Source organism: Pseudomonas sp. P1_F7, assembly GCF_056405655.1.
The window spans coordinates 264518-289069 of record NZ_JBFUBR010000013.1; the positions used below are offsets into that span (position 1 = coordinate 264518).

At 60.4% G+C, this 24552-nt stretch carries 22 protein-coding genes and 2 tRNA genes; 15 read left to right on the plus strand and 9 right to left on the minus strand.

The features are described 5' to 3' along the window. Window positions 1-99 precede the first annotated feature (99 nt). From AC1D1M_RS20715 to hemA, 6 genes are all read right to left on the minus strand, one after another. Window positions 100-618 carry an acyloxyacyl hydrolase gene (locus AC1D1M_RS20715; protein ID WP_223454734.1) on the minus strand — a complete coding sequence of 173 codons (519 nt, stop codon included), beginning with the start codon at window positions 616-618 and terminating at the stop codon, window positions 100-102. Window positions 619-738: 120 nt separating this feature from the next. After that, window positions 739-1530, minus strand: coding sequence for a glutamate racemase (murI, locus tag AC1D1M_RS20720; RefSeq protein WP_477777044.1), 792 nt, complete (start codon window positions 1528-1530; stop codon window positions 739-741). Continuing rightward, the gene (locus tag AC1D1M_RS20725) at window positions 1523-2278 is read right to left on the minus strand and encodes a molybdopterin-synthase adenylyltransferase MoeB (RefSeq protein ID WP_477777045.1); all 756 of its coding nucleotides are present in this window, start codon (window positions 2276-2278) and stop codon (window positions 1523-1525) included. Before AC1D1M_RS20725 ends, murI begins: the two co-directional genes overlap by 8 nt. Beyond that, on the minus strand, window positions 2272-3102 hold the full coding sequence (gene prmC / locus AC1D1M_RS20730; protein ID WP_477777046.1) for a peptide chain release factor N(5)-glutamine methyltransferase: 831 nt from the start codon (window positions 3100-3102) through the stop codon (window positions 2272-2274). Before prmC ends, AC1D1M_RS20725 begins: the two co-directional genes overlap by 7 nt. Then, window positions 3103-4185: a peptide chain release factor 1 gene (gene prfA / locus AC1D1M_RS20735; RefSeq protein WP_007981853.1), complete on the minus strand. Its 1083-nt coding sequence runs from the start codon at window positions 4183-4185 to the stop codon at window positions 3103-3105. It lies immediately after the preceding gene. Continuing rightward, window positions 4182-5471, minus strand: coding sequence for a glutamyl-tRNA reductase (gene hemA / locus AC1D1M_RS20740; RefSeq protein ID WP_007973881.1), 1290 nt, complete (start codon window positions 5469-5471; stop codon window positions 4182-4184). Before hemA ends, prfA begins: the two co-directional genes overlap by 4 nt. 356 nt (window positions 5472-5827) lie before the next feature. Between hemA and AC1D1M_RS20745 the strand changes: the two genes are divergently transcribed. From AC1D1M_RS20745 to ychF, 8 genes are all read left to right on the plus strand, one after another. Further along, window positions 5828-7552: a tetratricopeptide repeat protein gene (locus AC1D1M_RS20745; RefSeq protein WP_477777047.1), complete on the plus strand. Its 1725-nt coding sequence runs from the start codon at window positions 5828-5830 to the stop codon at window positions 7550-7552. Window positions 7553-7556: 4 nt separating this feature from the next. Then, window positions 7557-8174: a lipoprotein insertase outer membrane protein LolB gene (gene lolB / locus AC1D1M_RS20750; protein ID WP_477777048.1), complete on the plus strand. Its 618-nt coding sequence runs from the start codon at window positions 7557-7559 to the stop codon at window positions 8172-8174. A 1-nt stretch (window position 8175) separates the two neighbouring features. Beyond that, window positions 8176-9027: a 4-(cytidine 5'-diphospho)-2-C-methyl-D-erythritol kinase gene (gene ispE, locus AC1D1M_RS20755; protein WP_477777049.1), complete on the plus strand. Its 852-nt coding sequence runs from the start codon at window positions 8176-8178 to the stop codon at window positions 9025-9027. Window positions 9028-9063: 36 nt separating this feature from the next. Then, window positions 9064-9138, plus strand: a tRNA-Gln gene (locus AC1D1M_RS20760). Between the two features lie 46 nt (window positions 9139-9184). Continuing rightward, a complete protein-coding gene (locus AC1D1M_RS20765) occupies window positions 9185-10126 on the plus strand; it encodes a ribose-phosphate pyrophosphokinase (RefSeq protein ID WP_003208392.1) in 942 nt (313 codons plus the stop codon). 142 nt (window positions 10127-10268) lie between these two features. Then, on the plus strand, window positions 10269-10868 hold the full coding sequence (locus AC1D1M_RS20770) for a 50S ribosomal protein L25/general stress protein Ctc (RefSeq protein ID WP_477777050.1): 600 nt from the start codon (window positions 10269-10271) through the stop codon (window positions 10866-10868). A 169-nt stretch (window positions 10869-11037) separates the two neighbouring features. After that, window positions 11038-11622, plus strand: a complete 585-nt coding sequence (gene pth, locus AC1D1M_RS20775) for an aminoacyl-tRNA hydrolase (protein ID WP_046030136.1) — start codon at window positions 11038-11040, stop codon at window positions 11620-11622. A gap of 22 nt (window positions 11623-11644) precedes the next feature. Next, window positions 11645-12745 carry a redox-regulated ATPase YchF gene (gene ychF / locus AC1D1M_RS20780; RefSeq protein WP_150728018.1) on the plus strand — a complete coding sequence of 367 codons (1101 nt, stop codon included), beginning with the start codon at window positions 11645-11647 and terminating at the stop codon, window positions 12743-12745. 107 nt (window positions 12746-12852) lie between these two features. Here the strand turns inward: ychF and AC1D1M_RS20785 are convergent, their stop codons facing one another. Beyond that, window positions 12853-14070: an MFS transporter gene (locus AC1D1M_RS20785; protein WP_477777051.1), complete on the minus strand. Its 1218-nt coding sequence runs from the start codon at window positions 14068-14070 to the stop codon at window positions 12853-12855. A 334-nt stretch (window positions 14071-14404) separates the two neighbouring features. Here AC1D1M_RS20785 and AC1D1M_RS20790 point away from each other — a divergent pair, with 334 nt between their 5' ends. Next, window positions 14405-16462 (plus strand): methyl-accepting chemotaxis protein, encoded by a 2058-nt coding sequence (locus tag AC1D1M_RS20790; RefSeq protein WP_477777052.1) that lies wholly within the window; start codon window positions 14405-14407, stop codon window positions 16460-16462. A gap of 15 nt (window positions 16463-16477) precedes the next feature. Here AC1D1M_RS20790 and AC1D1M_RS20795 read toward each other — a convergent pair whose 3' ends face one another. Further along, window positions 16478-17383, minus strand: coding sequence for a LysR substrate-binding domain-containing protein (locus AC1D1M_RS20795; RefSeq protein ID WP_477777053.1), 906 nt, complete (start codon window positions 17381-17383; stop codon window positions 16478-16480). A 228-nt stretch (window positions 17384-17611) separates the two neighbouring features. Here AC1D1M_RS20795 and AC1D1M_RS20800 point away from each other — a divergent pair, with 228 nt between their 5' ends. The 6 genes from AC1D1M_RS20800 to AC1D1M_RS20825 all read left to right on the plus strand — a co-directional run bounded on the left by AC1D1M_RS20800 (window position 17612) and on the right by AC1D1M_RS20825 (window position 23225). Then, window positions 17612-18730, plus strand: a complete 1119-nt coding sequence (locus AC1D1M_RS20800; protein ID WP_477777054.1) for an ABC transporter ATP-binding protein — start codon at window positions 17612-17614, stop codon at window positions 18728-18730. 15 nt (window positions 18731-18745) lie between these two features. Further along, the gene (locus tag AC1D1M_RS20805) at window positions 18746-19666 is read left to right on the plus strand and encodes an ABC transporter permease (RefSeq protein ID WP_477777055.1); all 921 of its coding nucleotides are present in this window, start codon (window positions 18746-18748) and stop codon (window positions 19664-19666) included. Then, window positions 19666-20472 (plus strand): ABC transporter permease, encoded by an 807-nt coding sequence (locus AC1D1M_RS20810; protein WP_178120847.1) that lies wholly within the window; start codon window positions 19666-19668, stop codon window positions 20470-20472. The genes AC1D1M_RS20805 and AC1D1M_RS20810 overlap by 1 nt, the downstream gene beginning before the upstream one ends. 27 nt (window positions 20473-20499) lie before the next feature. Further along, on the plus strand, window positions 20500-21546 hold the full coding sequence (locus AC1D1M_RS20815; protein WP_477777056.1) for an ABC transporter substrate-binding protein: 1047 nt from the start codon (window positions 20500-20502) through the stop codon (window positions 21544-21546). Between the two features lie 60 nt (window positions 21547-21606). Then, on the plus strand, window positions 21607-23061 hold the full coding sequence (locus tag AC1D1M_RS20820) for an amidase (RefSeq protein ID WP_477777057.1): 1455 nt from the start codon (window positions 21607-21609) through the stop codon (window positions 23059-23061). Between the two features lie 87 nt (window positions 23062-23148). Beyond that, window positions 23149-23225 (plus strand) — tRNA-Met (locus AC1D1M_RS20825). A gap of 99 nt (window positions 23226-23324) precedes the next feature. Here the strand turns inward: AC1D1M_RS20825 and AC1D1M_RS20830 are convergent. Further along, window positions 23325-24434: a DUF2817 domain-containing protein gene (locus AC1D1M_RS20830; RefSeq protein WP_477777058.1), complete on the minus strand. Its 1110-nt coding sequence runs from the start codon at window positions 24432-24434 to the stop codon at window positions 23325-23327. Window positions 24435-24552: the final 118 nt, after the last annotated feature.

Consider the following 24552-nt stretch of genomic DNA (forward strand, 5'->3'; position numbering starts at 1 on the left):
ACGATGCTTCATTCAACATCAATGTTGAGTCTGAAATCGCTATCGCGAGCAAGCTCGCTCCCACAGGGGGAATTGCAACCAGCTGAAAAACCGTCGTGCTTACAACGGCAACGTGTAATGCAGCGAGTAGCTTTCTACACCGTCGTTGGAACTGGCGAGCCCGGCGTTGGAATAGTGTGTCGCGCGGATCCCGACTTCATGGCCGCCGTTGAAGCGCAGGCCAAAACCGAAACGGTCTTCAAACTGGAAAGCACTGCCGATGTTGTTGTCTTCGAGTCGGGTATTGGAGAACACCGCCACACCAATGCCCGCTTCAACGTACGGCTTGACGTTCTGGCCGGCAAATTCGTAAACGAATACCGGGGAGAACGACAAACTGTTGTTGCTGGAGGTCTTGTCGCCTTCCCAATAGGTATAGGCGCCGCTCCAGTAACCGGTTACGCGACCAACGTCGCTCTGCCACCAGCTCTGGTCCCAATCGAATTGCATGCCCAGTCGATACGTCATGGTCGAATCGCTGGTCTGACCAACCGCGAACTCCACACCTGCCGCCTGCGCGGTAAAGGTGTGCCCCATTAATGCGGCCGCAATCGCGGCCAAACAGAATAGTCGCTTCACGAGAAACTTCCTTTTCCGAACGATTTCGTATGATTTTTTTGTTGCCAGCTCTGAAAAACTATAGAAGTCAGCGTTTTATCAGAAGCTCACCCGACTTTTCGTACTCCCCCGGTCAATCTTCTACCTGTTGAAGCTTCGCACAACGCCACAGGTATTCCACAGTATCGGCAAGATATTTCTGAAATGAACCGGATCAGCGCTGGTCCAGAACTGCGCCTCACGGGCAGGCCCCTCGGCGAGCAGCTCACCTTCGGCCAGCAGCCGCTGAAGCTGGCGCGCGACGGCGGCGCCGGTGTCGATCAGGCTGATGTCCTCGGGGATCATCTGCCGCAGCATCGGCTTGAGAAAGGGGTAATGGGTGCAGCCAAGAATCAGGGTGTCCGCGCCGGCGGCCAGCAGCGGCTCGACATACCCGGCCAACAGCTGACGCAGCTCGGGGCTGTGCAGATCGCCGTTTTCAATCAGCTCCACCAACCCGGGACACGGCTGGGTGATCACTTTTATATCCGTGGCGAAGCGGTCGAGCAACGCGGCGAACTTAGCGCTCTGCAAGGTGCCGGTGGTGGCCAGCACCCCCACCACGCCGGAGCGGGTTGCGGCGGCGGCCGGTTTGACCGCCGGCTCCATGCCGACGATGGGCCATTCGGGATAGTCGCGACGCAAGTCGGCGACGCCGGCCACCGTCGCCGTGTTACAGGCCAGCACCAGGGCCTTGGCGCCCTGCTGCTGAAAGAAGTCGGCCATCACGCTGCAACGCTGCTGGATAAACTCCGGGGTTTTCTCGCCATAGGGAACATTCCCGCAATCGGCGACGTACATCAGCGTCTCATTGGGCAGCAAACGCTGGATCTCGGCCAGTACCGAGAGCCCGCCGACACCGGAGTCGAACACGCCAATCGGCGCTTCACGCATGTTTCGACCCACAGACGCTGCAACCCGGATCGCGCTTGACCCGCAACTCACGAAAGCGCGTGCCCAAAGCGTCGATCAACAGCAGGCGCCCCACCAGCGGCTCGCCGAATCCGGCCAGCAACTTCAGCGCTTCAAGCGCTTGCAGACTGCCGACCAGCCCCACCAGCGGTCCGACCACGCCGGCCTCGCTGCATGTCAGCTCGGCTTCGCTGCCGTGCCCGTATAAACAGTGGTAGCACGGACTCTCCGGCCGACGCGGATCGAACACCGACAGTTGCCCTTCGAGACGAATCGCTGCGCCACTGACCAAAGGTTTGCCGGCGGCTACGCAAGCGGCGTTGACCGCTTCACGGGTGGAAAAATTGTCGGAGCAATCGAGGACCAGATCCACGCCGGCCACAGTAGCAGCCAGGGAATCTTCATCCAGTGCCGCACGATGGGCTATCAACAGGATCTCGGGGTTGATCGCCGTCAGGCGCTTGATCGCCGAATCGACCTTGGTCATGCCGACGCTGTCGGTGTCGTGAATGATCTGGCGTTGCAGGTTGGTCAGGTCGACCGTATCGAAGTCCGCCAGATGCAATTCACCCACACCTGCCGCCGCCAGATACAGCGCCACTGGTGCGCCAAGGCCGCCAAGACCGACGATCAATACCCGACTTTCCTTGAGCCGCAACTGACCGTCGATATCGATGTGTTGCAGCAGAATCTGCCGGCTGTAACGCAGCAACTCCTGATCATTCAGCACGGCAGGCGCCCCAGACTGATGCGTTGATGACCGCCCAGATCGGTGCGGCTGTGGACTTCTTCAAACCCGCGGGTCAGCAGCAAATCGCGAACCGCCTCGGCCTGATCGTAGCCATGTTCGAGCATCAGCCAGCCGCCAGCGTCGAGATGGTCCGGTGCCTGGGCGACGATCAGACGCAGATCGTCGAGCCCGTCGACACCGGCCACCAGGGCGCTGGCCGGCTCAAAGCGCACATCGCCCTCGACCAGATGCGGATCGGACGCTGCGATGTAGGGCGGATTGCTGATGATCAGTTGAAAACGCTGACCTTCCAGGGCGCTGAACCAATGGCTGCTCAGTACCTTGGCGTTATTCAAATGCAGACGCTGGCGATTGCGTTCGGCCAGAGCCACGGCTTCCAGCACGCGATCCACGGCAGTGACGCTCCAGGCCGGACGCTCGCTGGCCAGGGCCAGGGCAATCGCGCCGCTGCCGGTGCCAAGGTCGAGTACTTTAGCCGGTGTGGCCGGCAACAGTTCCAGCGCGGCTTCCACCAGCAGCTCGGTGTCGGGGCGCGGGATCAGCGTGTGCGGTGCCACTTCCAGGTCCAGCTTCCAGAAACCCTGCTGGCCGAGGATATAGGCCACCGGCTCACCGCTGCGGCGCCGCTGCAAATATTCGGCGAACGTCAGCGCCGCTTCGCTGGGCACGATGCGCTCCGGCCAGGTGTGCAGGAAACTGCGGGACTTGCCCAACGCTGCCGCCAGCAGCAATTCGGCATCCAGACGCGCCGTCGGCGAGTCGGGTAAATCGGCGGCGCGCAACAAACTGGCAATGATCGTCATTTACTCACCTATCGCTGCCAGTTGATCGGCCTGGTACTCGGCCAGCAACGGCTCGATCACCGCCTCGACACCGCCGGCGAGGATCTCGTCGAGGGAATACAAGGTCAGGTTGACCCGGTGGTCGGTGACCCGACCCTGGGCAAAATTGTAGGTGCGGATGCGCTCGGAACGGTCACCGGAGCCGACCAGCAACTTGCGCTCACTGGCGATGGCGTTGGCTGCGGCGGAGGTCTGCTGATCGTTCAGCTTGGCCGACAACCAGGACATCGCCCGGGCGCGGTTCTTGTGCTGTGAACGTTCTTCCTGGCACTCGACGACAATGCCGGACGGCAAGTGCGTGATACGGATAGCCGAGTCGGTCTTGTTGACGTGCTGACCACCGGCGCCGGAGGAGCGGTAGGTATCGATGCGCAGGTCGGCCGGGTTGATCTCGATGGCTTCCTGTTCGTCCGGCTCGGGCAATACCGCCACGGTGCAGGCCGACGTGTGGATGCGGCCCTGGGATTCGGTCGCGGGAACCCGCTGCACACGGTGCGCCCCGGATTCGAATTTCAGCTTGCCGTAGACGTTGTCGCCTTCGACCCGGGCAATCACCTCTTTATAGCCGCCGTGTTCCCCCTCGTTCTCCGAGAGGATTTCCACCCGCCAGCCACGGCGCTCGGCGTAACGCGAATACATGCGGAACAGGTCGCCGGAGAAAATCGCCGCCTCGTCGCCGCCGGTGCCGGCACGGATTTCGAGGAACACATTGCGCCCGTCGTTCGGGTCCTTGGGCAACAGCATGCGTTGCAGGTCGGCTTCGAGTGTGACCAGGCGTTCCTTGGCCTCGCGGACTTCTTCCACGGCCATTTCACGCATGTCCGGGTCGCTGTCCTTGAGCAGTGCCTGGGCACCTTCGAGGTCATCCTGCACTTTCAGCAGTTCTTTATAGGCGCCAACGATCGGCTCAACTTCCGCGTACTCCTTGGAGTAAGTGCGGAACTTGTTCTGATCGGAAATGACCTCGCCATCGCCCAGCAGGGCGGTCAATTCCTCGAAACGGTCCTGGAGGATGTCCAGCTTATTGAGCAGTGACGCTTTCATTGCGGTTTTTTATCCGAAAAGCTATCCGATGAGCCCTCACCGAGGGCAAAGAGTTCCTGGGCCATCGCCAGCGCATCCAGGCGACCTTCGGCAGAGAGCTTTTTCAACTGCACGCTCGGTGCGTGCAACAGTTTGTTGGTCAGCCCGCGAGCCAGTTGCACCAGCACCTCTTCGGCACTGCTGCCGTTGGCCAGCATACGCTGGGCCTTTTGCAATTCTTCGTCGCGCAGGCGTTCGCTCTGTTGACGATAGGCCTTGAGCACGTCCACCGCCGCCAACTCGCGCAGGCGGACCATGAAGTCTTCGGCGCCGACCGAGACCATCTCTTCGGCGGCCTGGGCTGCGCCCTGGCGACTCTTGAGGTTCTCGGCAACCACCTCGTGGAGATCGTCGACGCTATAGAGGTAAACGTCGTCCAACTCGCCTACTTCTGGCTCGATGTCGCGCGGAACGGCGATATCTACCATGAAGATCGGTTTGTGCTTGCGCAGTTTCAAGGCGCTTTCCACTGCACCCTTGCCCAGAATCGGCAATTGGCTGGCAGTGGAGCTGATGACGATATCGCTGCGCACCAGCTCCGCCGGAATATCCGACAGCAACACCGCATGAGCACCGAACTGTTCGGCCAGGATGCTGGCGCGCTCCAGGGTGCGGTTGGCGACCACGATGCGCTTTACACCCAGGTCATGCAGATGGCGGGCGACCAGGGTGATGGTCTCGCCGGCGCCGATCAACAAGGCCTGGCTACGTTGCAGGTCGCTGAAAATCTGCTTGGCCAGGCTCACCGCGGCAAACGCCACCGACACCGGGTTCTCGCCGATGGCAGTGTCGGTGCGCACCTGCTTGGCCGCATTGAACGTGGCCTGGAACAAGCGCCCGAGCAACGGCCCGATGGTGCCGGCCTCGCGGGCCACGGCATAGGCCGACTTCATCTGGCCGAGGATCTGCGGTTCGCCCAACACCAGCGAGTCGAGCCCGGAAGCCACCCGCATCATGTGACGAACTGCCGCATCATCTTCATGCACATAGGCGCTTTCGCGCAGCTCGTCGTAGCTCAAATGATGATATTCGGCCAGCCAGCGCAGCACGACGTCCGCCGACAGGTGATCCTGTTCTATATAGAGTTCACTGCGATTGCAGGTGGAGAGGATCGCAGCTTCGCGGCTGTCGGTGAGTCGGCAGAGCTGCTGCAAGGCCTCAACCAGCTGCTCAGGGGTAAAAGCCACGCGCTCGCGGACGTCTACTGAAGCAGTCTTGTGGTTAATACCGAGTGCAAGGAAGGCCATTCAAAGTCGCTGATGGTGACGTGAAGCCGGTAATTGTCCTACTTCGACGGAATCAGAACAACCACTCGATATCTATCGTCTTGGTAGACATCCCCACTGACTGCGATCTATTCCTATTTACGCTGGCGATGGGCCTCTGTAGGAGCTGCCGAAGGCTGCGATCTTTTGCCTTTAAAAGAGCAAGATCAAAAGATCGCAGCCTTCGGCAGCTCCTACAATGGCATCGCCCCGCGATTATCAGGAACAAGGCCGAAAGATCGAGCTTTGGACTCGCGGGTAAATTGGCGGGCCGGTTATGTTTGGCCGAAAGCTTGTGTCATGATGATCCGACCGCAGGTTAGTCGTCCTCTTCCTATATGAATAGATCTTCCGCGTTGCTCCTCGCTTTTGTCTTCCTCAGCGGCTGCCAGGCCTTGGCACCCGTCTCGTCGGACGGTACGCCGCCGGCTGAAGACAGCACCCCGGCCCCTGAAAAGCCCAAGGTCTACAGCTCATTCAGCGAGGAAACCATCTTCAGCCTGTTGAGCGCCGAACTGGCTGGCCAGCGCAATCGTTTCGACATTGCCCTGGACAACTATGTGACCCAGGCCATCAACACCCAGGATCCGGGCATCTCCGAGCGGGCATTTCGTATCGCCGAGTATCTGGGCGCCGATCAGGCAGCCCTGGACACCGCGCTGATCTGGGCCAAAAACGCCCCCAACGACCTCGAAGCGCAACGCGCCGCCGCCGTGCAACTGGCACGCGCCGGGCGTTATGACGACTCCATGGTCTATATGGAGAAAGTCTTGCAGGGCAAGGGCGACACCCATTTCGACTTCCTTGCGCTGTCCGCGGCCGACACCGACCAGGACACCCGCAACGGCTTGATGAAAAGCTTCGACCGTTTGTTGCAGCGTCACCCGAACAACGGCCAGCTGATTTTCGGCAAGGCGCTGCTAATGCAACAGGATGGCGATGCCAAAGGCGCGCTAAAGCTGCTGGAAAACAATCCGCCGGACGACGGCGAAATTGCCCCGATTCTGCTGCGCGCACGCCTGCTGCAAACCCTGAATCGCGGTGACGAAGCCCTGCCGTTGCTGCAGAAAAGCATCAAGAAATACCCGGACGACAAGCGCCTGCGCCTGACTTACGCACGTATGCTGGTTGAACAGGACCGCATGGACGATGCCAAGACCGAGTTCTCGAGCCTGGTTCAGCAATACCCGGAAGACGACGAACTGCGTTACTCGCTGGCACTGGTCTGCCTGGAAGCCAAGGCCTGGAATGAGGCCAAGGGTTATCTGGAAGACTTGATCGCCCGGGAAAGCCACGTCGACTCGGCGCACCTGAATCTCGGCCGCATCGCCGAAGAACAAAACGACCCGCAAGGCGCGCTGATCGAATACGCCAAGGTTGGCCCAGGCAGCGACTTCCTGCCGGCGCAATTGCGTCAGGCCGACATCCTGATAGACAACGGCAGGACCGCCGAAGCGCAAAGAAAGCTGGCGGCAGAGCGCGACGAGCAGCCGGATTACGCGATCCAGTTGTACCTCATCGAAGCCGAAACCCTGTCCGCCAACAATCAGGGCGACAAGGCCTGGAGCGTTCTGCATCAAGCCTTGCAGCAATACCCGGACGATTTGAACCTGCTCTACACCCGCGCCATGCAGGCGGAAAAACGCAATGACCTGGCGCAGATGGAAAAAGACCTGCGCACGATCATCAAGCGCGACCCGGACAATGCCATGGCGTTGAACGCCCTCGGCTACACCCTGTCTGACCGCACCACGCGCTACGCCGAAGCCAAGGCCCTGATCGAACAGGCACACCAGATCAGTCCGGAAGACCCGGCGGTACTCGACAGCCTTGGCTGGGTGAATTACCGAATGGGCAATCTCGACGAAGCCGAGCGCCTGCTGCGCCAGGCCCTGGATCGCTTCCCCGATCAGGAAGTCGCCGCTCACCTGGGCGAAGTGCTGTGGGCCAATGGCAAACAGCGTGAAGCCAAACAAGTCTGGGGCAAGTTCCTCAAGGAACAACCCGATAGCCCGACCCTGCGCGGCACCATCAAACGCCTGACCGGATCAGAGACTCTTTAAGATTATGTTTTTGCGCCATTTCATCGTTTTCAGTTTTATCGCCCTGCTCGCCGGTTGCGCGGGCCTGGGTCCCCGCGAATCGGTCGAAGGGCACGGCAACCCTGCCCAATGGCGAGAGCACAAACAGCAGCTTGCGGGCCTTGATGGCTGGCAGATCGACGGCAAGATCGGCATTCGCGCACCCAAAGATTCGGGCAGCGGCACGCTGTTCTGGTTGCAGCGCCAGGATTACTACGACATTCGCCTGTCCGGACCACTGGGCCGCGGCGCGGCACGCCTGACCGGGCGCCCGGGCAAGGTGTCGCTGGAAGTCGCCAATCAGGGACGGTACGACGCACCGAATCCGGAAGTGCTGCTCGAAGAACAGTTGGGCTGGAAATTGCCGGTGTCCAACCTGGCCTGGTGGGTACGCGGGCTCCCGGCTCCGGACAGCAAAAGCCGTCTGACGCTGGACGGCGACAGTCGTTTGGCCAGCCTCGAACAGGACGGTTGGCAGGTCGAATACACCGAATATACCCAACTGAACGGTTACTGGCTGCCCGAACGGATCAAACTGCATGGCACCGACCTGGATGTCACGCTGGTGATCAAGACTTGGCAACCGCGCAAATTGGGGCAGTGAAATGCCAGACAATCGCCTGACGTTGCCTTCGCCGGCCAAACTCAATTTGATGCTGCACATTCTGGGTCGCCGTGAAGACGGCTACCACGAACTGCAGACGATGTTTCAGTTTCTCGATTACGGCGACGAAATCACCTATGCCCTGCGCGATGACGGTGTCATTCAACTGCACACCGAATTCCCGTGCGTTCCCCACGACAGCAACCTGATCGTCAAGGCCGCGAAAAAACTTCAGGAGCAATCCGGTTGTTCGCTGGGCGTCGATATCTGGATCGAAAAAATCCTGCCCATGGGCGGCGGCATTGGCGGCGGCAGTTCGAATGCCGCAACGACTTTGCTCGGCCTCAATCATCTGTGGAAATTGGGTTGGGATGAAGATCGTCTGGCTGGCCTGGGGTTGACGCTGGGCGCAGACGTCCCGGTTTTCGTACGTGGCCACGCGGCTTTTGCCGAGGGCGTGGGGGAGAAACTGACCCCTGTCGACCCTGAAGAACCGTGGTATCTCGTGCTGGTACCGCAAGTCTCTGTAAGTACGGCAGAAATTTTTTCAGATCCGTTGTTGACACGTAACACTCCTCCCATTAAAGTGCGCCCCGTTCCCAAGGGAAACAGTCGAAATGACTGCTTGCCGGTGGTAACAAGGCGTTATCCAGAGGTACGTAACGCTTTGAATTTGTTAGGTAAATTTACCGAAGCAAAACTCACCGGAACTGGAAGTTGTGTGTTTGGGGGCTTCCCAAGCAAAGCTGAAGCTGATAAAGTCTCGGCCCTTCTGACAGAGACCCTTACAGGTTTTGTAGCAAAAGGAAGCAACGTTTCGATGTTGCATCGCAAGCTTCAAGGTCTGCTCTAAAGGAACCGATTACTGGGTAATCGTTGCAACAGATACAGGGGCGTCGCCAAGCGGTAAGGCAGCAGGTTTTGATCCTGCCATGCGTTGGTTCGAATCCAGCCGCCCCTGCCATTTTCCTATACTCATCCAGGTTACCCTCAGCCTTCAGGTACTGCGCGTGTCCAAGATGATGGTCTTTACGGGGAACGCTAACCCCGATCTGGCTCGACGTGTCGTACGTCAGCTGCATATCCCTCTCGGTGACATCTCTGTCGGTAAGTTCTCCGACGGCGAAATTACAGCCGAGATCAATGAAAACGTCCGCGGTAAAGACGTCTTCATTATTCAGCCGACTTGCGCTCCGACCAACGATAACCTGATGGAACTGGTAGTGATGGCTGATGCCTTCCGCCGCTCCTCGGCTACTCGTATCACTGCTGTTATTCCTTACTTTGGTTATGCCCGTCAGGATCGCCGTCCGCGTTCCGCACGTGTGGCTATCAGCGCGAAAGTCGTGGCTGACATGCTTACCGTAGTCGGCATCGACCGTGTTCTCACGGTTGATCTGCATGCTGACCAAATCCAGGGTTTCTTCGATATTCCGGTAGATAACATCTACGGCTCCCCGGTTCTGGTGGATGACATCGAAGATCAGCGCTTCGAAAACCTGATGATCGTGTCCCCGGACATTGGCGGCGTCGTGCGTGCACGTGCCGTTGCCAAATCCCTGGGCGTGGATCTCGGGATCATCGACAAACGCCGTGAGAAAGCCAATCACTCTGAAGTGATGCATATCATCGGTGATGTCGAAGGGCGTACCTGTATTCTGGTCGATGACATGGTCGATACCGCCGGCACCCTGTGCCACGCGGCCAAGGCCTTGAAAGAGCATGGCGCTGCCAAGGTTTTCGCCTACTGCACACACCCTGTGCTGTCCGGTCGGGCGATCGAAAACATCGAAAATTCCATGCTGGACGAACTGGTGGTGACTAACACCATCCCGTTGTCCGCTGCTGCACAAGCCTGCTCGCGTATCCGTCAACTGGATATCGCGCCGGTAGTTGCCGAGGCGGTTCGCCGCATCAGCAATGAAGAATCGATCAGCGCGATGTTCCGCTAAGGGCCCTGCCCTTCTCGAAATGTCTCGTTGACGAAAAGCGCCCCGCCCCGGCATTCCTGTCGGGGCGGGGCTTTTTTGCCCATATCGCCTTTAGCGCTGGTCGCAAACGCTGGGGCGAATGTGGTTATTTTGGAGATACAACATGAACGATTTTACCCTGAATGCTGAAGTGCGTTCCGACCTGGGGAAAGGTGCGAGCCGCCGCCTGCGTCGTCTCGCCGCCCTGGTTCCAGCTGTAGTTTACGGTGGCGAAAAAGCCCCTGAATCCATCAGCATGCTGGCCAAAGAAGTTGCCAAACTGCTCGAAAACGAAGCGGCTTACAGCCACATCATCGAGCTGAATGTTGGTGGCACCAAGCAGAACGTCGTGATCAAAGCCCTGCAGCGTCACCCGGCCAAAGGCCACGTGATGCACGCTGACTTCGTACGCGTAGTAGCTGGCCAGAAACTGACCGCTATCGTTCCAGTGCACTTCATCAACGAAGAAGCACCGACCAAGAAAGGCGGCGAAATCTCGCACGTTGTTGCCGAGATCGAAGTTACCTGCCTGCCGAAAGATCTGCCTGAGTTCATCGAAGTCGACCTGGCTAACGCTGAAATCGGTTCGATCATTCACCTGTCGGACCTCAAGGCCCCTAAAGGCGTTGAGTTCGTGGCCCTGGCACACGGCGATGACAAGGCTGTTGCCAACGTCCACGCTCCACGTGTTGCTCCAGAAGCTGCAGAAGGCGCTGCAGAGTAATTTTACTCTGTACGCCGGAGTGACCGGATACATCGCGGACTAGAGCATAGCGAGAAAGCGGGCGAGAACGCGGAGTTTACATCATGGTAAATGAGCAATTTTCGTCCACTTTCGCCGCTCTCCCTGATTGCGGCGATGTTATCCACCACTCCAATGAAGGGCCCCTATCGTGACTGCCATCAAACTGATCGTTGGCCTGGGAAATCCAGGCGCTGAATACGAACAGACCCGGCATAACGCAGGGGCCCTTTTTGTTGAGCGCATCGCGAACGCACAAGGTGTGAACCTTGTGGCGGACCGCAAGTATTTCGGCCTGACCGGGCGCTATTCGCATCAGGGTCAGGATGTTCGTCTGCTGATTCCCACCACGTACATGAACCGCAGCGGCCAGGCCGTGGCGGCACTCGCCGGTTTCTTCCGCATCAAGCCTGAAGAAATCCTCGTGGCGCACGACGAACTCGACCTGCCACCCGGCGTTGCCAAGCTCAAGCAAGGCGGCGGCCATGGCGGTCACAACGGGTTGCGCGACATCATTGCGCAACTGGGCAATCAGAATACCTTTCATCGCTTGCGGCTTGGCATTGGCCACCCGGGCGTTGCCAGTATGGTTTCAAACTTCGTCCTGGGTCGTGCGCCACGCGCCGAACAGGAAAAACTCGATGCCAGCATCGACTTCGCCCTCGGCGTGCTGCCGGATATCCTCGCCGGGGAATGGAACCGCGCGATGAAAAACCTGCACAGCCAGAAGGCCTGACTCTTATCCGAGGGGAAACACCATGGGATTCAATTGCGGCATCGTCGGCCTGCCTAACGTCGGCAAGTCCACCCTGTTCAACGCCCTGACCAAATCCGGGATCGCGGCCGAGAACTTCCCCTTCTGCACCATCGAACCCAACAGCGGTATTGTGCCGATGCCGGATCCGCGCCTGGATGCCCTGGCAGCCATCGTCAATCCAAAGCGCATCCTGCCGACCACCATGGAATTCGTCGACATCGCGGGCCTGGTTGCCGGTGCGTCGAAAGGTGAAGGCCTGGGCAACAAGTTTTTGGCCAACATCCGCGAAACCGATGCCATCGCCCACGTGGTCCGCTGCTTCGAAGACGAGAACGTGATTCACGTTTCCAACAGCGTCGACCCGAAACGCGACATCGAAATCATCGAACTGGAACTGATCTTCGCTGACCTCGACAGCTGCGAGAAGCAACTGCAGAAAGTCGCGCGCAACGCCAAGGGCGGTGACAAGGACGCAGTGGTCCAGAAAGGCCTGCTGGAGCAACTGATCGCCCACTTCACCGAAGGCAAGCCGGCGCGCAGCCTGATGAAGAACATGGGTGCCGACGAAAAAGCGGTGATCAAGGGCTTCCACCTGCTGACCACCAAACCGGTCATGTACATCGCCAACGTCGCTGAAGACGGTTTCGAGAACAACCCGCACCTGGACGTTGTACGCGCCATCGCCGAAGAAGAAGGCGCCGTGGTTGTTCCGGTGTGCAACAAGATCGAAGCGGAAATTGCCGAACTCGATGACGGCGAAGAGAAAGACATGTTCCTCGAAGCCCTGGGCCTCGAAGAGCCTGGCTTGAACCGCGTAATCCGCGCCGGCTACGAAATGCTGCACCTGCAGACCTACTTCACCGCCGGAGTCGAAGAAGTCCGCGCCTGGACCGTCCGTGTCGGTGCCACCGCACCACAAGCTGCTGGCGTGATCCACACCGACTTCGAAAAAGGCTTCATCCGCGCCGAAGTGATCGCCTACAACGACTTCATCCAGTACAAGGGCGAAGCCGGTACCAAGGAAGCCGGTAAATGGCGCCTGGAAGGCAAGGACTACATCGTTAAAGACGGCGACGTGATGCACTTCCGCTTCAACGTGTAAGCCACACACCCAAGAAAAAGCCGCGTTTGATACGCGGCTTTTTTGTGTCTTGTTTTTGCTTTTCTGTGGAAGCGAGCTTGCTCGCTCCCACAGGGATTTGTGCTGGATCAAGACTTCTTCGTACGCGGCAGGAAAATCGCCAACACCCCAAACAACGGCAGGAACGAACACAGGTAGTACACGTACTCGATGCCGTGAATGTCCGCCAAATGCCCGAGCAACGCCGCGCCAATCCCGCCGAAGCCGAACATCAAACCGAAGAACACCCCGGCGATCATCCCGACATTACCCGGCACCAGTTCCTGGGCATACACCACGATGGCCGAGAACGCCGAGGCGAGGATGAAGCCGATGACCACGCTGAGGATGCTGGTCCAGAACAGGTCGACATGCGGCAGCAGCAATGTGAACGGTGCAACGCCGAGGATCGAGAACCAGATCACCGCCTTGCGCCCGATCCTGTCGCCGATCGGCCCACCAAAGAATGTCCCCGCCGCGACCGCGCCGAGAAACAGGAACAGGTGCAACTGCGAACTGGCCACCGACAGGTCGAACTTCTCGATCAGGTAGAAGGTGAAGTAGCTGGTGAGGCTCGACATGTAGAAATACTTGGAGAACACCAGCAACCCGAGTACCACCAGCGCACTGGTCACTCGGCCCTTGGACAGGCCGTGAGTCGCCGCCTGGCCTTGCTTGAGCTTGAACAGGTTCAAGTGGTTGGCGTACCAGCGGCTGATCCGGTAGAGCACGAACAGCGCAAACACCGCGAACAGGCCGAACCACGCCACGTGCCCCTGGCCGTAGGGAATGATGATCGCCGCCGCCAGCAACGGGCCGAACGCCGAGCCTGCGTTACCGCCGACCTGGAAGGTCGATTGCGCCAGCCCGAAGCGCCCGCCCGAAGCCAGGCGCGCTACGCGGGATGCTTCCGGGTGGAAGGTCGATGAACCGATGCCGATCAGCCCCGCCGCCAGCAGAATCAACGGGAAGCTGCCGACCATCGACATCATCAGAATGCCGACCAGGGTGCAGACCGTCCCCGCCGGCAACAACCACGGCTTGGGATGACGGTCGGTGTAGTAACCGACCCACGGCTGCAGCAGCGAGGCCGTCAACTGAAACGTCAGGGTGATCAGACCGACCTGAGTGAAGGTCAGGCCATAGTTGGCCTTGAGCATCGGGTAGATCGACGGCAACACCGACTGGATCAGGTCGTTGATCAAATGCGCCAGCGCCACCGCGCCGATGATGCGCATCACCAGAGGACTGCTTTGGGGCGTAGCGGACGCCGGCACTGAGCCGGTCTGGGCGTTGCTGATAGCCATGGGGTTTTCCGTACAACAGGTGGGTGCAAACAGGCAGGTGCGTCAATGTGCCATTTTTCAGTGCAGCAACGCCATCCCCTTAGCCTGCTAACGACCTCGATTTTCATCGCGGCAAGGTTGATGGCGCAAAGCCATGGTCTGAATCTTGCCTTCCTTGTCTGCTTGAACACGGCTTCCTTACAAAGGAGACCGACAATGGGAAGTTTCGCTACAGAGTCGGCCTACAGAGCGGACAAGGGTGAACTTTCGAGGCCTTTTTAGAGGGCACGAGTCGGCGGTGCAACAACCTCCGACGCACGCCAATGGTGCGTGGTGTCCAGAGGAGTCATGGGGCATGCAGGCTTTTTTATCACCGGGGATCGGGCTGCTGGGGCGTTTTGGTTTTGCACGCAAATTCCAGCTGTTGTTTTTGCTGTTTATCCTGCCGCTGGCCGGCAGCCTGTGGATGATTGGCCAGGACTATCGCGACAAACTCAACCTGATCTCCGGCGAACGCGCCGGAGTGCGGCAACTGCTTGCGCTCGATGCGCTGGATGACCTGCTCGCCGCCCAGCGTGATCGCGCCGCCCGGTGGCGCGCCACGGAAACCAATCGCCAGCCAACGCCGGCCACCCTCGCCGCGATGGCCGCCTTCGATGCGGTTCAGCCCGCCGTGAACCAGGCCACTGCCGAGTTGGGCAATGCCCTGCAAAAAGAAGCTGCCGAAGGTGAAACGCTGTCGCGTTATCAGGCCCTGCAAACCGCCCTCGATGGCCTCGACTCAAAAAGCCTGAGCAGTGTTGGCTGGTGGCCCGATGGCTACGATCGCTTCACCAACGCCTTGAGCGCCCTGCAAGCTTTGCGCGAGCAGATCGCCATGGACAATCGCCTGACGCTCGCGCCGTGGCTGGAGACTTATTTGCTGACGCAGATTTCCACCCAGCACGCGCCGGACCTGATCGAACGGGTCGGTCGTCTGGCGGCGGTGGGTCAGGCCTCGGTGGTGTCTGGGCAGTTCACCCTGCAAAGCCGTCTTCAACTGCGCGACTTGCGCAGCCGCATCGGTGATGCGCGAGAGCAGCTTGTGAAAACAGCTGGCCTGCTCGAAGCGCGCTTGCCCAGCGCCCTGCAAACCTGGGCCGGGCAATACCACGACAGCCTCAAGCGCCTCGATGCAGGCCTGAAGGTGCTGGATGACGGCGTGTTCGGCGGCAGCATCAACCTCAAGCCGGATGACTTCGAGCGCAGTCTCGATGCCCTGCTCTCCAACCTCGCCTCGTTGCGCCAGCAGTCGCTGGTGTCGCTGGATCAACGCCTGGATTACTACCACGGCTCGGCGATCCGCCAGTTCATTGTGGTGGCCGCCGTGTTGGGTTGCCTGTTGCTGGCCGCGCTGTATCTGTTCATCTGTTTACAGACCTCGATCCGCCGCAGCGCCAGCGGCATCACGGTGCTGGCCGAGGCCTTGCGCGATGGCAATCTGAGCCTGCAAGTACCGGTTCAGGGTCGGGATGAACTGGCGGCCATCAGCACCGCGCTGAACGTCGCCGTGGTGCAACTGCGCACCAGCCTGCAAGGGGTGGATCACGAAACCCTGCAACTGAGCAATGCGGTGCAAACCCTCAACCATCATTCCAGCGACGCCTTGGGCGAAGTCGAAGCCCAGCAGTTGCAAATCAGCCAGATTGCCGCTGCGGCGACGCAATTGGCCGCGACCTCCCAAGGGGTGGCCCACAGTTGCGAACAGGCGTCCGGCAGCGCCCAGCACACCCGACGCATTGCCGCCGACAGCAGCCGTGACAGCCAGCGCACCACCGCGAGCATCCAGCAACTCAATCAACGCCTGAACGACACTGCTGCGGCGCTGGGCCGGGTCAGCGAGCAGGGGCAGCAGATCCAGCTGGTGGTCGACACCATTCGCGGCGTCGCCGAGCAGACCAACCTGTTGGCACTCAACGCCGCCATCGAGGCGGCTCGGGCGGGCGAGCAAGGGCGTGGCTTCGCGGTAGTGGCCGATGAAGTGCGCAGCCTGTCGCAACGCACACAATCGTCGACCGCACAGATTGCCGGCACGGTCGACAGCCTGCGCAGCACGGTGAATGAGGCCGTCAGCCTGATGCAAGCCGCGTGCAGTCAGGCAGAGTCCGATGCACAAGCGGTCACCGGCCTCGGTGAACGGCTCGGGGAAATCGCCAGCGCGGTGCAGAGCGTCACCGATACCCTGGCGCAAATCGCCACGGCGGTGGAGGAACAGGCCAGTACCGCCGACGAGGTCAGCGGCAATATCCAGCAGGTCGATCAAGCGGCGGTGCGCTTGCTCGAAGGCGCCCGCGCGGTGAACCAGGCAGCGGACACCCTGAGCCACGGCAGCAAGGCCCTCAGCGACAACACCGGGCGCTTCCGCTTGAGTTGAGTCCGCCAGGACTTCTCAGGCGCGGATCACCGCTTCCGGGAAGTCCTGCTCCAGCTCGGTCTTGAGCCAGTCGATAAACCACACCACGTCCGCCGAGAGCTCGGCGGACGGCGTCAGCACCCGGTAGCTTTCCAGCTTCACCTGCGCGTCCACCACCCGCACCAGCTTGCCGCTATGGAGCTCTTCGCGCACCAGCACTTCGTTGGCCAGCGCAATGCCCTGCCCGCTCTCGGCCACCGACAACGCGTGGTCATTGTTGACGTAGAGCATGTCCGAATTGAGGTGGATGTCGAGGTCGTTGGCGGCGAACCACAGGTTCCACCACTCGCCGTCATCGACGTGGATCAGGTTGTGCCTCACCAGGTCAGCGGGGCTGTCGATGGGCTCGACGCTGGCCAGATAATCGGGGGAGCAGATCGGAAACACCCGAGGACAAATCAGGCTGGTGCGCGAGTGGGCATATTGGCCGTCCACCCCGTAGACGATGCCCAGGTCAGCGCTTTTGCCATCCACTTCGGTGAAGGTCGAATTGGGTTCGATGGCGAACTTCAAGCCCGGGCGCAGATGACGCATGGCCTCGATGCGCGGCATCAGCCAGCGCTTGGCGAACCCCGGTACCACCATGATGCGCAGCCAGCGTTCGGCGTGCTTGGGCTGCGCCTCTTTTCCGGCCTCGATGATCTGCTGCAAGGCGGCGGTGATCTTGCGGTGATACTTCTCCCCCGCCGTCGTCAGGTTGACCCCGCGAGAGGTGCGCTCGAACAGTTGGATGCCCAGCCAGTCTTCCAGCAACTTCACGTGACGGCCGATGGCCGGCTGGGTCACGTGCAGGGCTTTGGAGGCTTCGACATAGCTGCCCAACCGGGCCGCGGCATCAAAGGCACGCACCGCGTTGAGCGGCGGCAAACGGTGGTCAGGCATGGTTTCCGGGCGCCTTCTGCTGTTAAATTTTTTAACAGCCCCTATGTTAAAATTGAAGTTTCGCCCCCGCAACCCCTCGCTGATAATCGATCCACAGCAGAACAAAAAAACAGCTGGTTACAACACCCGAACGCAATCTCGATCCTGCCCAGAAAAATAATATCCATGGCCCGACGACACAGCTGTTTTCAGCACGTGCGCAGGCGATGGGGGAATCGGAGGTAACGCATGAATGCCCTGCATTCGCTGCAAACGCTGGCGGTGTCCATCCGCTCAGTGCGCAAAGTCTACGGTGATCCAAAGACTGGCCCGGTGGCGCTCAAAAGCATCGACCTGGACATTCGCGACAACGAATTCTTCACGCTTCTTGGCCCTTCGGGCTGCGGCAAAACCACCCTACTGCGGATGATCGCCGGGTTCGAATTCCCTACCGAAGGCGAGATTCTGCTCTACGGCGAAAACATCGCCGACCGCCCGCCCTTCCAGCGCCCGGTCAACACGGTGTTCCAGCATTACGCGTTGTTCCCGCACATGACCATTGCCGAGAACCTGGCCTTCGGTCTTGAGTCCCACCCGATGGGCAAAGTCCTGAACAAAACGCAAATGGCCGAACGGGTGCGCGAGATGCTCGCCCTGGTGCAGATGGAGCGCTTTGCCAACCGCAAGCCGGCGCAACTGTCCGGCGGTCAGCAACAGCGCGTCGCCCTCGCTCGTGCATTGGCGCCACACCCGAAAGTGTTGTTGCTCGACGAACCGCTCTCGGCGCTGGACCTCAAGCTGCGCCAGGCCATGCGCGAAGAGCTGAAAACCATTCAGGCCCGCACCGGCATCACCTTCATCTTTGTCACCCACGACCAGGAAGAAGCCCTGACCATGTCCGACCGCATCGCCGTGTTGTCCGAAGGCGAAGTGCAGCAGGTCGGTCGCCCGGAAGACATCTACGAACGCCCGCGCAATCGCTTCGTGGCGGACTTCATCGGGGAAACCAACTTCATCGAAGGCACGGTCACCCGCGTCGAAGACGGCCTGGCCTGGTTCGCCGGCCCGGCCGGTCATCCGCTGCCTGCGCAGCCGTGCAGCGATGTGCGAGTCGGTGCCAACGTCGCATTGTCCGTGCGCCCCGAGCGTTTGCATCTGGTGCCAGCCAGCACTGAGACCGCTCTGCCGTGCCGGATCGAGGCGCAGATCTACCTCGGCACCGACCTGCAATACCAGGTCAGCCTGAGCGACGGTTCGCGCCTCACCGTGCGCACCCCCAACTGCGTCGACCAGAGCAAACGCTTCGCCGTCGGCAGCCAGGCCGGTCTGTTGTTCGACCAGGGCAGCGCCAGCGTCCTGCACGATTGAGCACGAGGAATTGCCATGCACGCTTTACCGATTGCCAACACGCTGGAACGTCGGCGGGCCTTCCAGAGCTTTCTCGGGGTCAGCCCGGCGCTGATCGCCGTCAGCCTGTTCCTGATCGTGCCGATCCTGATCGTCATCGGTTACTCGCTGATGGAGGCCAACCCCTACGGCGGGGTGAACAAGGTATTCAGCAGTGACGCCTACACCTCGCTGCTGTTCGAGCGCCAACTGGACGACAGCCTGGCCTTCGCCGACTCCTACCTGATCATCGCCCTGCGCTCCATCGGCATCGCCGGGCTGACCACCCTCATCACTTTGCTGATCGGTTTTCCGGTGGCGGTGTGGCTGGCCATGCAACCGGCTCATCGTCGCGGCTTGCTGATTTTCCTGATCACTGTGCCGTTCTGGGCCAACCTGTTGATCCGCACCTATGCGTGGATTCTGCTGCTGCGTAACACCGGGGTGATCAACAACAGCCTGATGGGCCTCGGGGTCATCGACCAGCCGCTGCAACTGCTCTACACCGACGGTGCGGTACTGCTGGGACTGGTTTATACCTACGCGCCCTTCGTCGTACTGCCGATCTACGCCACCCTGGAAAAAATGGACATCCGCCTGCTCGAGGCCGCTCAGGACCTCTACGCCGGACGCGTTCGAACCTTGCGCAAGGTCGTGTTACCGATCGCCAAACCAGGAATTCTCGCCGGCGCCATCCTCACCTTCGTGCCTTGCCTGGGCGCAATGATCGCCCCGGAACTGCTCGGCGGCGGCACCCGGATGATGCTCGGCAACCTGATCTTCCGGCAGTTCAGCGATGCACGTAACTGGCCATTCGGCGCGGCCCTGTCGCTGGTGTTGATGGCGGCGGTGATGTTGGTACTGACGGTTTATGCCTTGCGTGCAGAACGCCAGCGCATCGTCAAAGGAGGTGCGTGATGATCGGCCTGTTCAAACGCAATACGCTGGGCGTGCAGGACTTCCCCGGCTTCGGCGGCTTCAGTTTCCTGTTCTACCTGTACCTCTACGCGCCAATCGTGGTGCTGGTGGTGTTCTCGTTCAATGCCAACCAGTCGGCCACGGTGTGGACCGGTTTCAGCCTCGACTGGTACCGCGCGGCCTTCGCCAACCAGGCCCTGCGCCAGGCGGCCGGCAACAGCCTGTTGATCGCGGTGTGCGCCAGCATGGTCGCCACGGCCATCGCCACCCTCGCCGCCCTCGGCACCTCACGGGGTGCGAAGTTCAAGGGCCTGCAACTGTCCATGGGCGCGATCATGTTGCCTCTGGTGCTGCCGGAAATCGTGGTCGGCGTCGCCACCCTCGCGCTGTTTTCCACCATCGGCCTGTCCCTGGGCTACGGCAACCTGATCATCGCGCACACAGTGTTCTGTATCCCGTTCGCCTTTCTGCCGATACGGGCACGCCTGAACGACATGGACCTATCCCTGGAACAAGCCTCGGCCGACCTCTATGCCGGCCCATGGCGGACCTTCCGCAAGGTCACCCTGCCGCTGCTGATGCCGGGGATTTTCTCCGGGCTGATGCTGGCCTTCATCGTGTCGCTGGATAACTTCGTGATCTCGATGATGGTCTCCCAGGCCGGCACCACGACCTTGCCGATCTTCATCTTCGGCCTGTTGCGCATGGGCGTGACACCGGACGTCAACGCCGTCTCGACCCTGATCCTGGGCGTCTCGGTGCTGTTCGTCACGCTCTCTTATTTGCTGGGCAAAAAGAAAACCTGAACCTTCTACGTACTGTGGGGAAATAGCATGAGCAAGTTGATTGCAAGCATCGGCACTTCGTTGTTCCTGACTTTACCGCTGACCATGGTCGGCAGCGTTCAGGCCGCGGAAAAACTCAACGTGGTGAGCTGGAGCGGTTACTTTTCGCCGGAGATTCTCGCCAAATTCCAGAAGCAGACCGGCATCGAAGTCACAGTCGATTCCTACGATTCCAACGAAACCCTGCTGGCCAAATTGAAACAGGGCGGTGCCGGTTATGACGTGGCGATCCCCTCGCACCAGTTCGTGCCGATCCTGATCAAGGAAAAACTGCTGGAGCGTTTCGACCCGGTCAACGAGCCCTACTACGCCAGCGTCGTCGACAACCTGAAAAAACCCACCTGGGACCCGGAAGGTGCTTACTCGGTGCCGTTCATCTGGGGCACCACCAGCGTGGTGCTCAACACCGAGCGCTACAAGGGCCCCACCGACAGCCTCAAGGCGCTTTACGAGCCGCCGGCCGAACTGCAAGGACGGATCAACATGTTCGACTCGGTCAGCGACGTGGTGGACATGGCCAGCCTGTACCTGAACATTCCGCTGTGCAGCGAAGACCCGAAGCAGATGCAGCAGGTCCTGACCCTGCTCAAGGCGCAGAAACCCTTCGTCAAGACCTACAGCTCCAAGGCCGGCTCGATCCGCGAAAACCTCGCCTCGGGTGAAATCGACATGTCGACCTTCTGGGGCGGCTCGTCGATGCGCGCCCGGGAGATGAAACCGAGCCTGAAATACCTGTACCCGAAAGAAGGTGTGCTGGCCTGGGTCGACAACATGGTCATCCCGACCGGCAGCAAGAACCCGGCGAACGCCAAGGCCTTCATCGCGTTCCTCAGCCAGCCTGAAAACGCGGCGATGACCCAGAACTTCCTCAAGCACCAGAGCCCGATCAAGGGTGTGGAGCCGTTCCTCGACGCGGGCCTGAAAGACGCCCCGGAACTGCACATTCCCGAAGGCACCCAGGTGGTGTTCAGCAAGACCTGCGGCGAAGGCGCGATCCGTCTGGCCGACCGTCTCTGGACCAACCTGATGCGTTGATCTCTACCGCCCCGACGCATTGGCGGGGCGTTTTTCCAGCCGTCTGAAAGGCCGCTTGCAATGAACTCTAACAACATCAGCGAACTGGTCCTGCTACAGGCCCATGAGCTCGCCGAACGCATCCGCCTGCGCCAGGTTTCCTGCCGGGAAGTGATGCAGACTTATCTTGCCCACATCGAACGCTTCAACCCGCGGGTCAATGCGCTGGTGAGCCTGCAAGCGCCAGAAGACCTGCTGGCCCAGGCCGATATCCGCGACGCCGAACTGGCGAAAGGCCAATACCGTGGCTGGATGCACGGCCTGCCCCACGCCATCAAGGACTTGTCCCTGACCCGCGGCATCCGCACCACCCTGGGTTCGCCGCTGTACAAGGACTTCATCCCCGAGCGCGACGGCATCATGGTCGAGCGGATCAAGGCCGCCGGCGCAATCATCATCGGCAAGAGCAACACCCCGGAATTCGGCCTCGGCTCGCAGAGCTACAACCCGCTGTTCGGCGCCACCGGTTGCGCCTACGACCCGAGCAAGACCGCCGGCGGCAGCAGCGGCGGCGCGGCGGCGGCACTGGCCATGCACCTGGTACCGGTGGCTGATGGCAGCGACATGATGGGCTCGCTGCGCAACCCGGCGGCCTTCAACAACATCTTCGGTTTCCGTCCGTCCCAGGGCCGTGTGCCCTTCGATGACAGTGCCGACCTGTTTATCGACCAACTCGGCTACGAAGGCCCCATGGCCCGCAGCGTGCGCGATGCAGCGTTGCTGTTGTCGGTGCAGGCCGGGGCCGATGCGCGGGCGCCACTGTCCATTGCCGAGCCCGGCAGCGCTTTTGCGGCACCGCTGGATCGAGACTTCAAAGGCACGCGTCTGGGCTGGCTCGGCGACTTCAACGGCTACCTGCCGATGGAGCAAGGCATCCTCTCGCTGTGCGAAAAGGCCTTTGCCGACTTCGAAAGCCTGGGTTGCCACATTGAACCCGTCCAATCCGAATTCGCGCCAGAGAAGCTGTGGAGCAGTTGGCGGACATTGCGCCACTGGATGATCGCCGGCTCGTTGGGTGCGACTTATGCCGACCCGCAAAAACGTGGGCTGTTGAAACCGGAAGCCTGCTGGGAAGTGGAGAACGGCCTGAAACTCTCGGCTACCGACGTGTTCGCCGCCTCGGTGACGCGCAGCGACTGGTATCGGGCGATCTCCAGGCTGTTCGAAAAATACGACTACCTGCTGCTGCCCAGCGCCCAGGTGTTCCCGTTCGATAAAACCCAACCGTGGCCCGCCTCCATCGAAGGCGTGACCATGGACACTTATCACCGCTGGATGGAGGTGGTGATTCCCGGCACCTTGTCCGGCTGCCCGGTGGCCAACGTACAGGTCGGCTTCAACGCCAGCGGCCTGCCCATGGGCCTGCAGATCATCGGCAGACACCAGGCCGACTTCGCTGTCCTGCAACTGGCGCACGCGTACGAACAGGCCAGCCGCTGGTTCCAACGCGGCCCTTCGCCACTGCTCAGAGGATAGATTTTGATAAACGGTTGAAAGCGCAGAGAAATATTTTAGATTTATGCTTGACGCATCCCCGTTACCGGTGAATAATGCGCGCCACTTGGCTACATAGCTCAGTTGGTTAGAGCATAGCATTCATAATGCTGGGGTCCGGGGTTCAAGTCCCTGTGTAGCCACCAAGTACTAAAAACGGCTTACCGCAAGGTAGGCCGTTTTTTTATGCCTCGAGAAAATGCGCTGCGGTGACAGGGAAATCCTGCACCGCATGCGCGTCTTGATCAGACGCGAACCGTCGGCAATGCCGACAACGCCCGCTCCCAGATCTGCCAGGTGCGCAACCAGACCATCGCCTGCCAATCAGTGTCGGCTGGATAGAACTGCTCGAGCAGATTCAGCTTGATCTCGCGCCCTGTTGCGTCATTCGGGTTGCCGTGCAGATGCAGCCAGTGATCATCGCGCAGATGCCGGTGAACGTCCGGCCCCGGATACGTCCCGCACTCGATGACAAACGGCATCAACCGTACCTGCGGCAGCGCATCGATCAATGCCTGCGAGGTGTAGCCGGTGGCCGTTGCCGCCACGCCGGTTTCGCTGACAGTGTCGGCGCCGGTTTGCAGGCTGTAGAGCCACGGGCCGTAAATCGCCTGCGCATCCGCCAGCGCCGGATAGGCGGACTCGGTAATCGTCAGCAACATCGGATGACCGTACTCGCCAGCGCCCGTGTGCAAGTCGAAACACATGGCGACCTCGGCATGGGCCACGTGCTTTTGCACGATCTTGTGCAGCGTGCAGTTCGACCAGCTCGGCGCCAGCCCGCCGAAAAACAGGCCGTCGGGATGAGCATGCTGACCACCCTCGACAATCGACATCACCGCCGACCAGCCGTGCAGGCGAATCTGCTCGTCGAGCAAAGCATCCGCACGATCACGCTGCGGACCGTGCAACTGCGAGCAGGCATAGATTTCATGCAGGGCGTTGTAGGCCTGGTTGTCTGGCAGCGGTCGCTGGAAATCCAGGTGATTGCGGTTCAGGTCGATGTTGTCTTCGTTGACCCGGCGCAACCACGCCATGCCCCAAGGGTTGATGGCATGGATCATGACCACGGCGACATCCGCTGGCAGGGAGCGCTTGCCCAACTCCTGCAGCCATTTGATCTGGCAGCCCGAGCCATAGAAGCCTTCGACCCCGTGAGTGCCGCTCAACGCGATCAGCAGCCGCTTGGCGCCCGGATCACCCAGCACCGCCACATCGGTACTCAGGGGCTCGCCGAACGGTCCTTTGAGCGGGTGTGGATACTCCGTCAGCGTTGCGCCTGCCGTGGTCGCTGCGGCCAGGAACTGTTCACGCTGGGTGCGATAGCTGGGCTGGGTGGGGAACTCGGTTTGCATGTCTGCCTCTTGTTGATCTTCTGGCCTGTTTGTTGGCAACGACCCTACAGAAAATCCTGCCATTGATGAAGGACAAAAACATCGGAGCCGCAGGACCCGGTTTGCTTCCCTCCCGGTC

What these genes read in the sequence shown, in the direction of transcription:
- AC1D1M_RS20830 (WP_477777058.1), bottom strand. Translation starts at nt 24,434, where the DNA reads ATGCAAACCGAGTTCCCCACCCAGCCCAGCTATCGCACCCAGCGTGAA.
- murI (WP_477777044.1), bottom strand. Translation starts at nt 1,530, where the DNA reads ATGCGTGAAGCGCCGATTGGCGTGTTCGACTCCGGTGTCGGCGGGCTC.
- hemA (WP_007973881.1), bottom strand. Translation starts at nt 5,471, where the DNA reads ATGGCCTTCCTTGCACTCGGTATTAACCACAAGACTGCTTCAGTAGAC.
- AC1D1M_RS20785 (WP_477777051.1), bottom strand. Translation starts at nt 14,070, where the DNA reads ATGGCTATCAGCAACGCCCAGACCGGCTCAGTGCCGGCGTCCGCTACG.
- ispE (WP_477777049.1), top strand. Translation starts at nt 8,176, where the DNA reads ATGCCAGACAATCGCCTGACGTTGCCTTCGCCGGCCAAACTCAATTTG.
- AC1D1M_RS20795 (WP_477777053.1), bottom strand. Translation starts at nt 17,383, where the DNA reads ATGCCTGACCACCGTTTGCCGCCGCTCAACGCGGTGCGTGCCTTTGAT.
- AC1D1M_RS20790 (WP_477777052.1), top strand. Translation starts at nt 14,405, where the DNA reads ATGCAGGCTTTTTTATCACCGGGGATCGGGCTGCTGGGGCGTTTTGGT.
- ychF (WP_150728018.1), top strand. Translation starts at nt 11,645, where the DNA reads ATGGGATTCAATTGCGGCATCGTCGGCCTGCCTAACGTCGGCAAGTCC.
- prmC (WP_477777046.1), bottom strand. Translation starts at nt 3,102, where the DNA reads ATGACGATCATTGCCAGTTTGTTGCGCGCCGCCGATTTACCCGACTCG.
- prfA (WP_007981853.1), bottom strand. Translation starts at nt 4,185, where the DNA reads ATGAAAGCGTCACTGCTCAATAAGCTGGACATCCTCCAGGACCGTTTC.
- lolB (WP_477777048.1), top strand. Translation starts at nt 7,557, where the DNA reads ATGTTTTTGCGCCATTTCATCGTTTTCAGTTTTATCGCCCTGCTCGCC.
- AC1D1M_RS20770 (WP_477777050.1), top strand. Translation starts at nt 10,269, where the DNA reads ATGAACGATTTTACCCTGAATGCTGAAGTGCGTTCCGACCTGGGGAAA.
- AC1D1M_RS20820 (WP_477777057.1), top strand. Translation starts at nt 21,607, where the DNA reads ATGAACTCTAACAACATCAGCGAACTGGTCCTGCTACAGGCCCATGAG.
- AC1D1M_RS20810 (WP_178120847.1), top strand. Translation starts at nt 19,666, where the DNA reads ATGATCGGCCTGTTCAAACGCAATACGCTGGGCGTGCAGGACTTCCCC.
- AC1D1M_RS20800 (WP_477777054.1), top strand. Translation starts at nt 17,612, where the DNA reads ATGAATGCCCTGCATTCGCTGCAAACGCTGGCGGTGTCCATCCGCTCA.
- AC1D1M_RS20745 (WP_477777047.1), top strand. Translation starts at nt 5,828, where the DNA reads ATGAATAGATCTTCCGCGTTGCTCCTCGCTTTTGTCTTCCTCAGCGGC.
- AC1D1M_RS20815 (WP_477777056.1), top strand. Translation starts at nt 20,500, where the DNA reads ATGAGCAAGTTGATTGCAAGCATCGGCACTTCGTTGTTCCTGACTTTA.
- AC1D1M_RS20805 (WP_477777055.1), top strand. Translation starts at nt 18,746, where the DNA reads ATGCACGCTTTACCGATTGCCAACACGCTGGAACGTCGGCGGGCCTTC.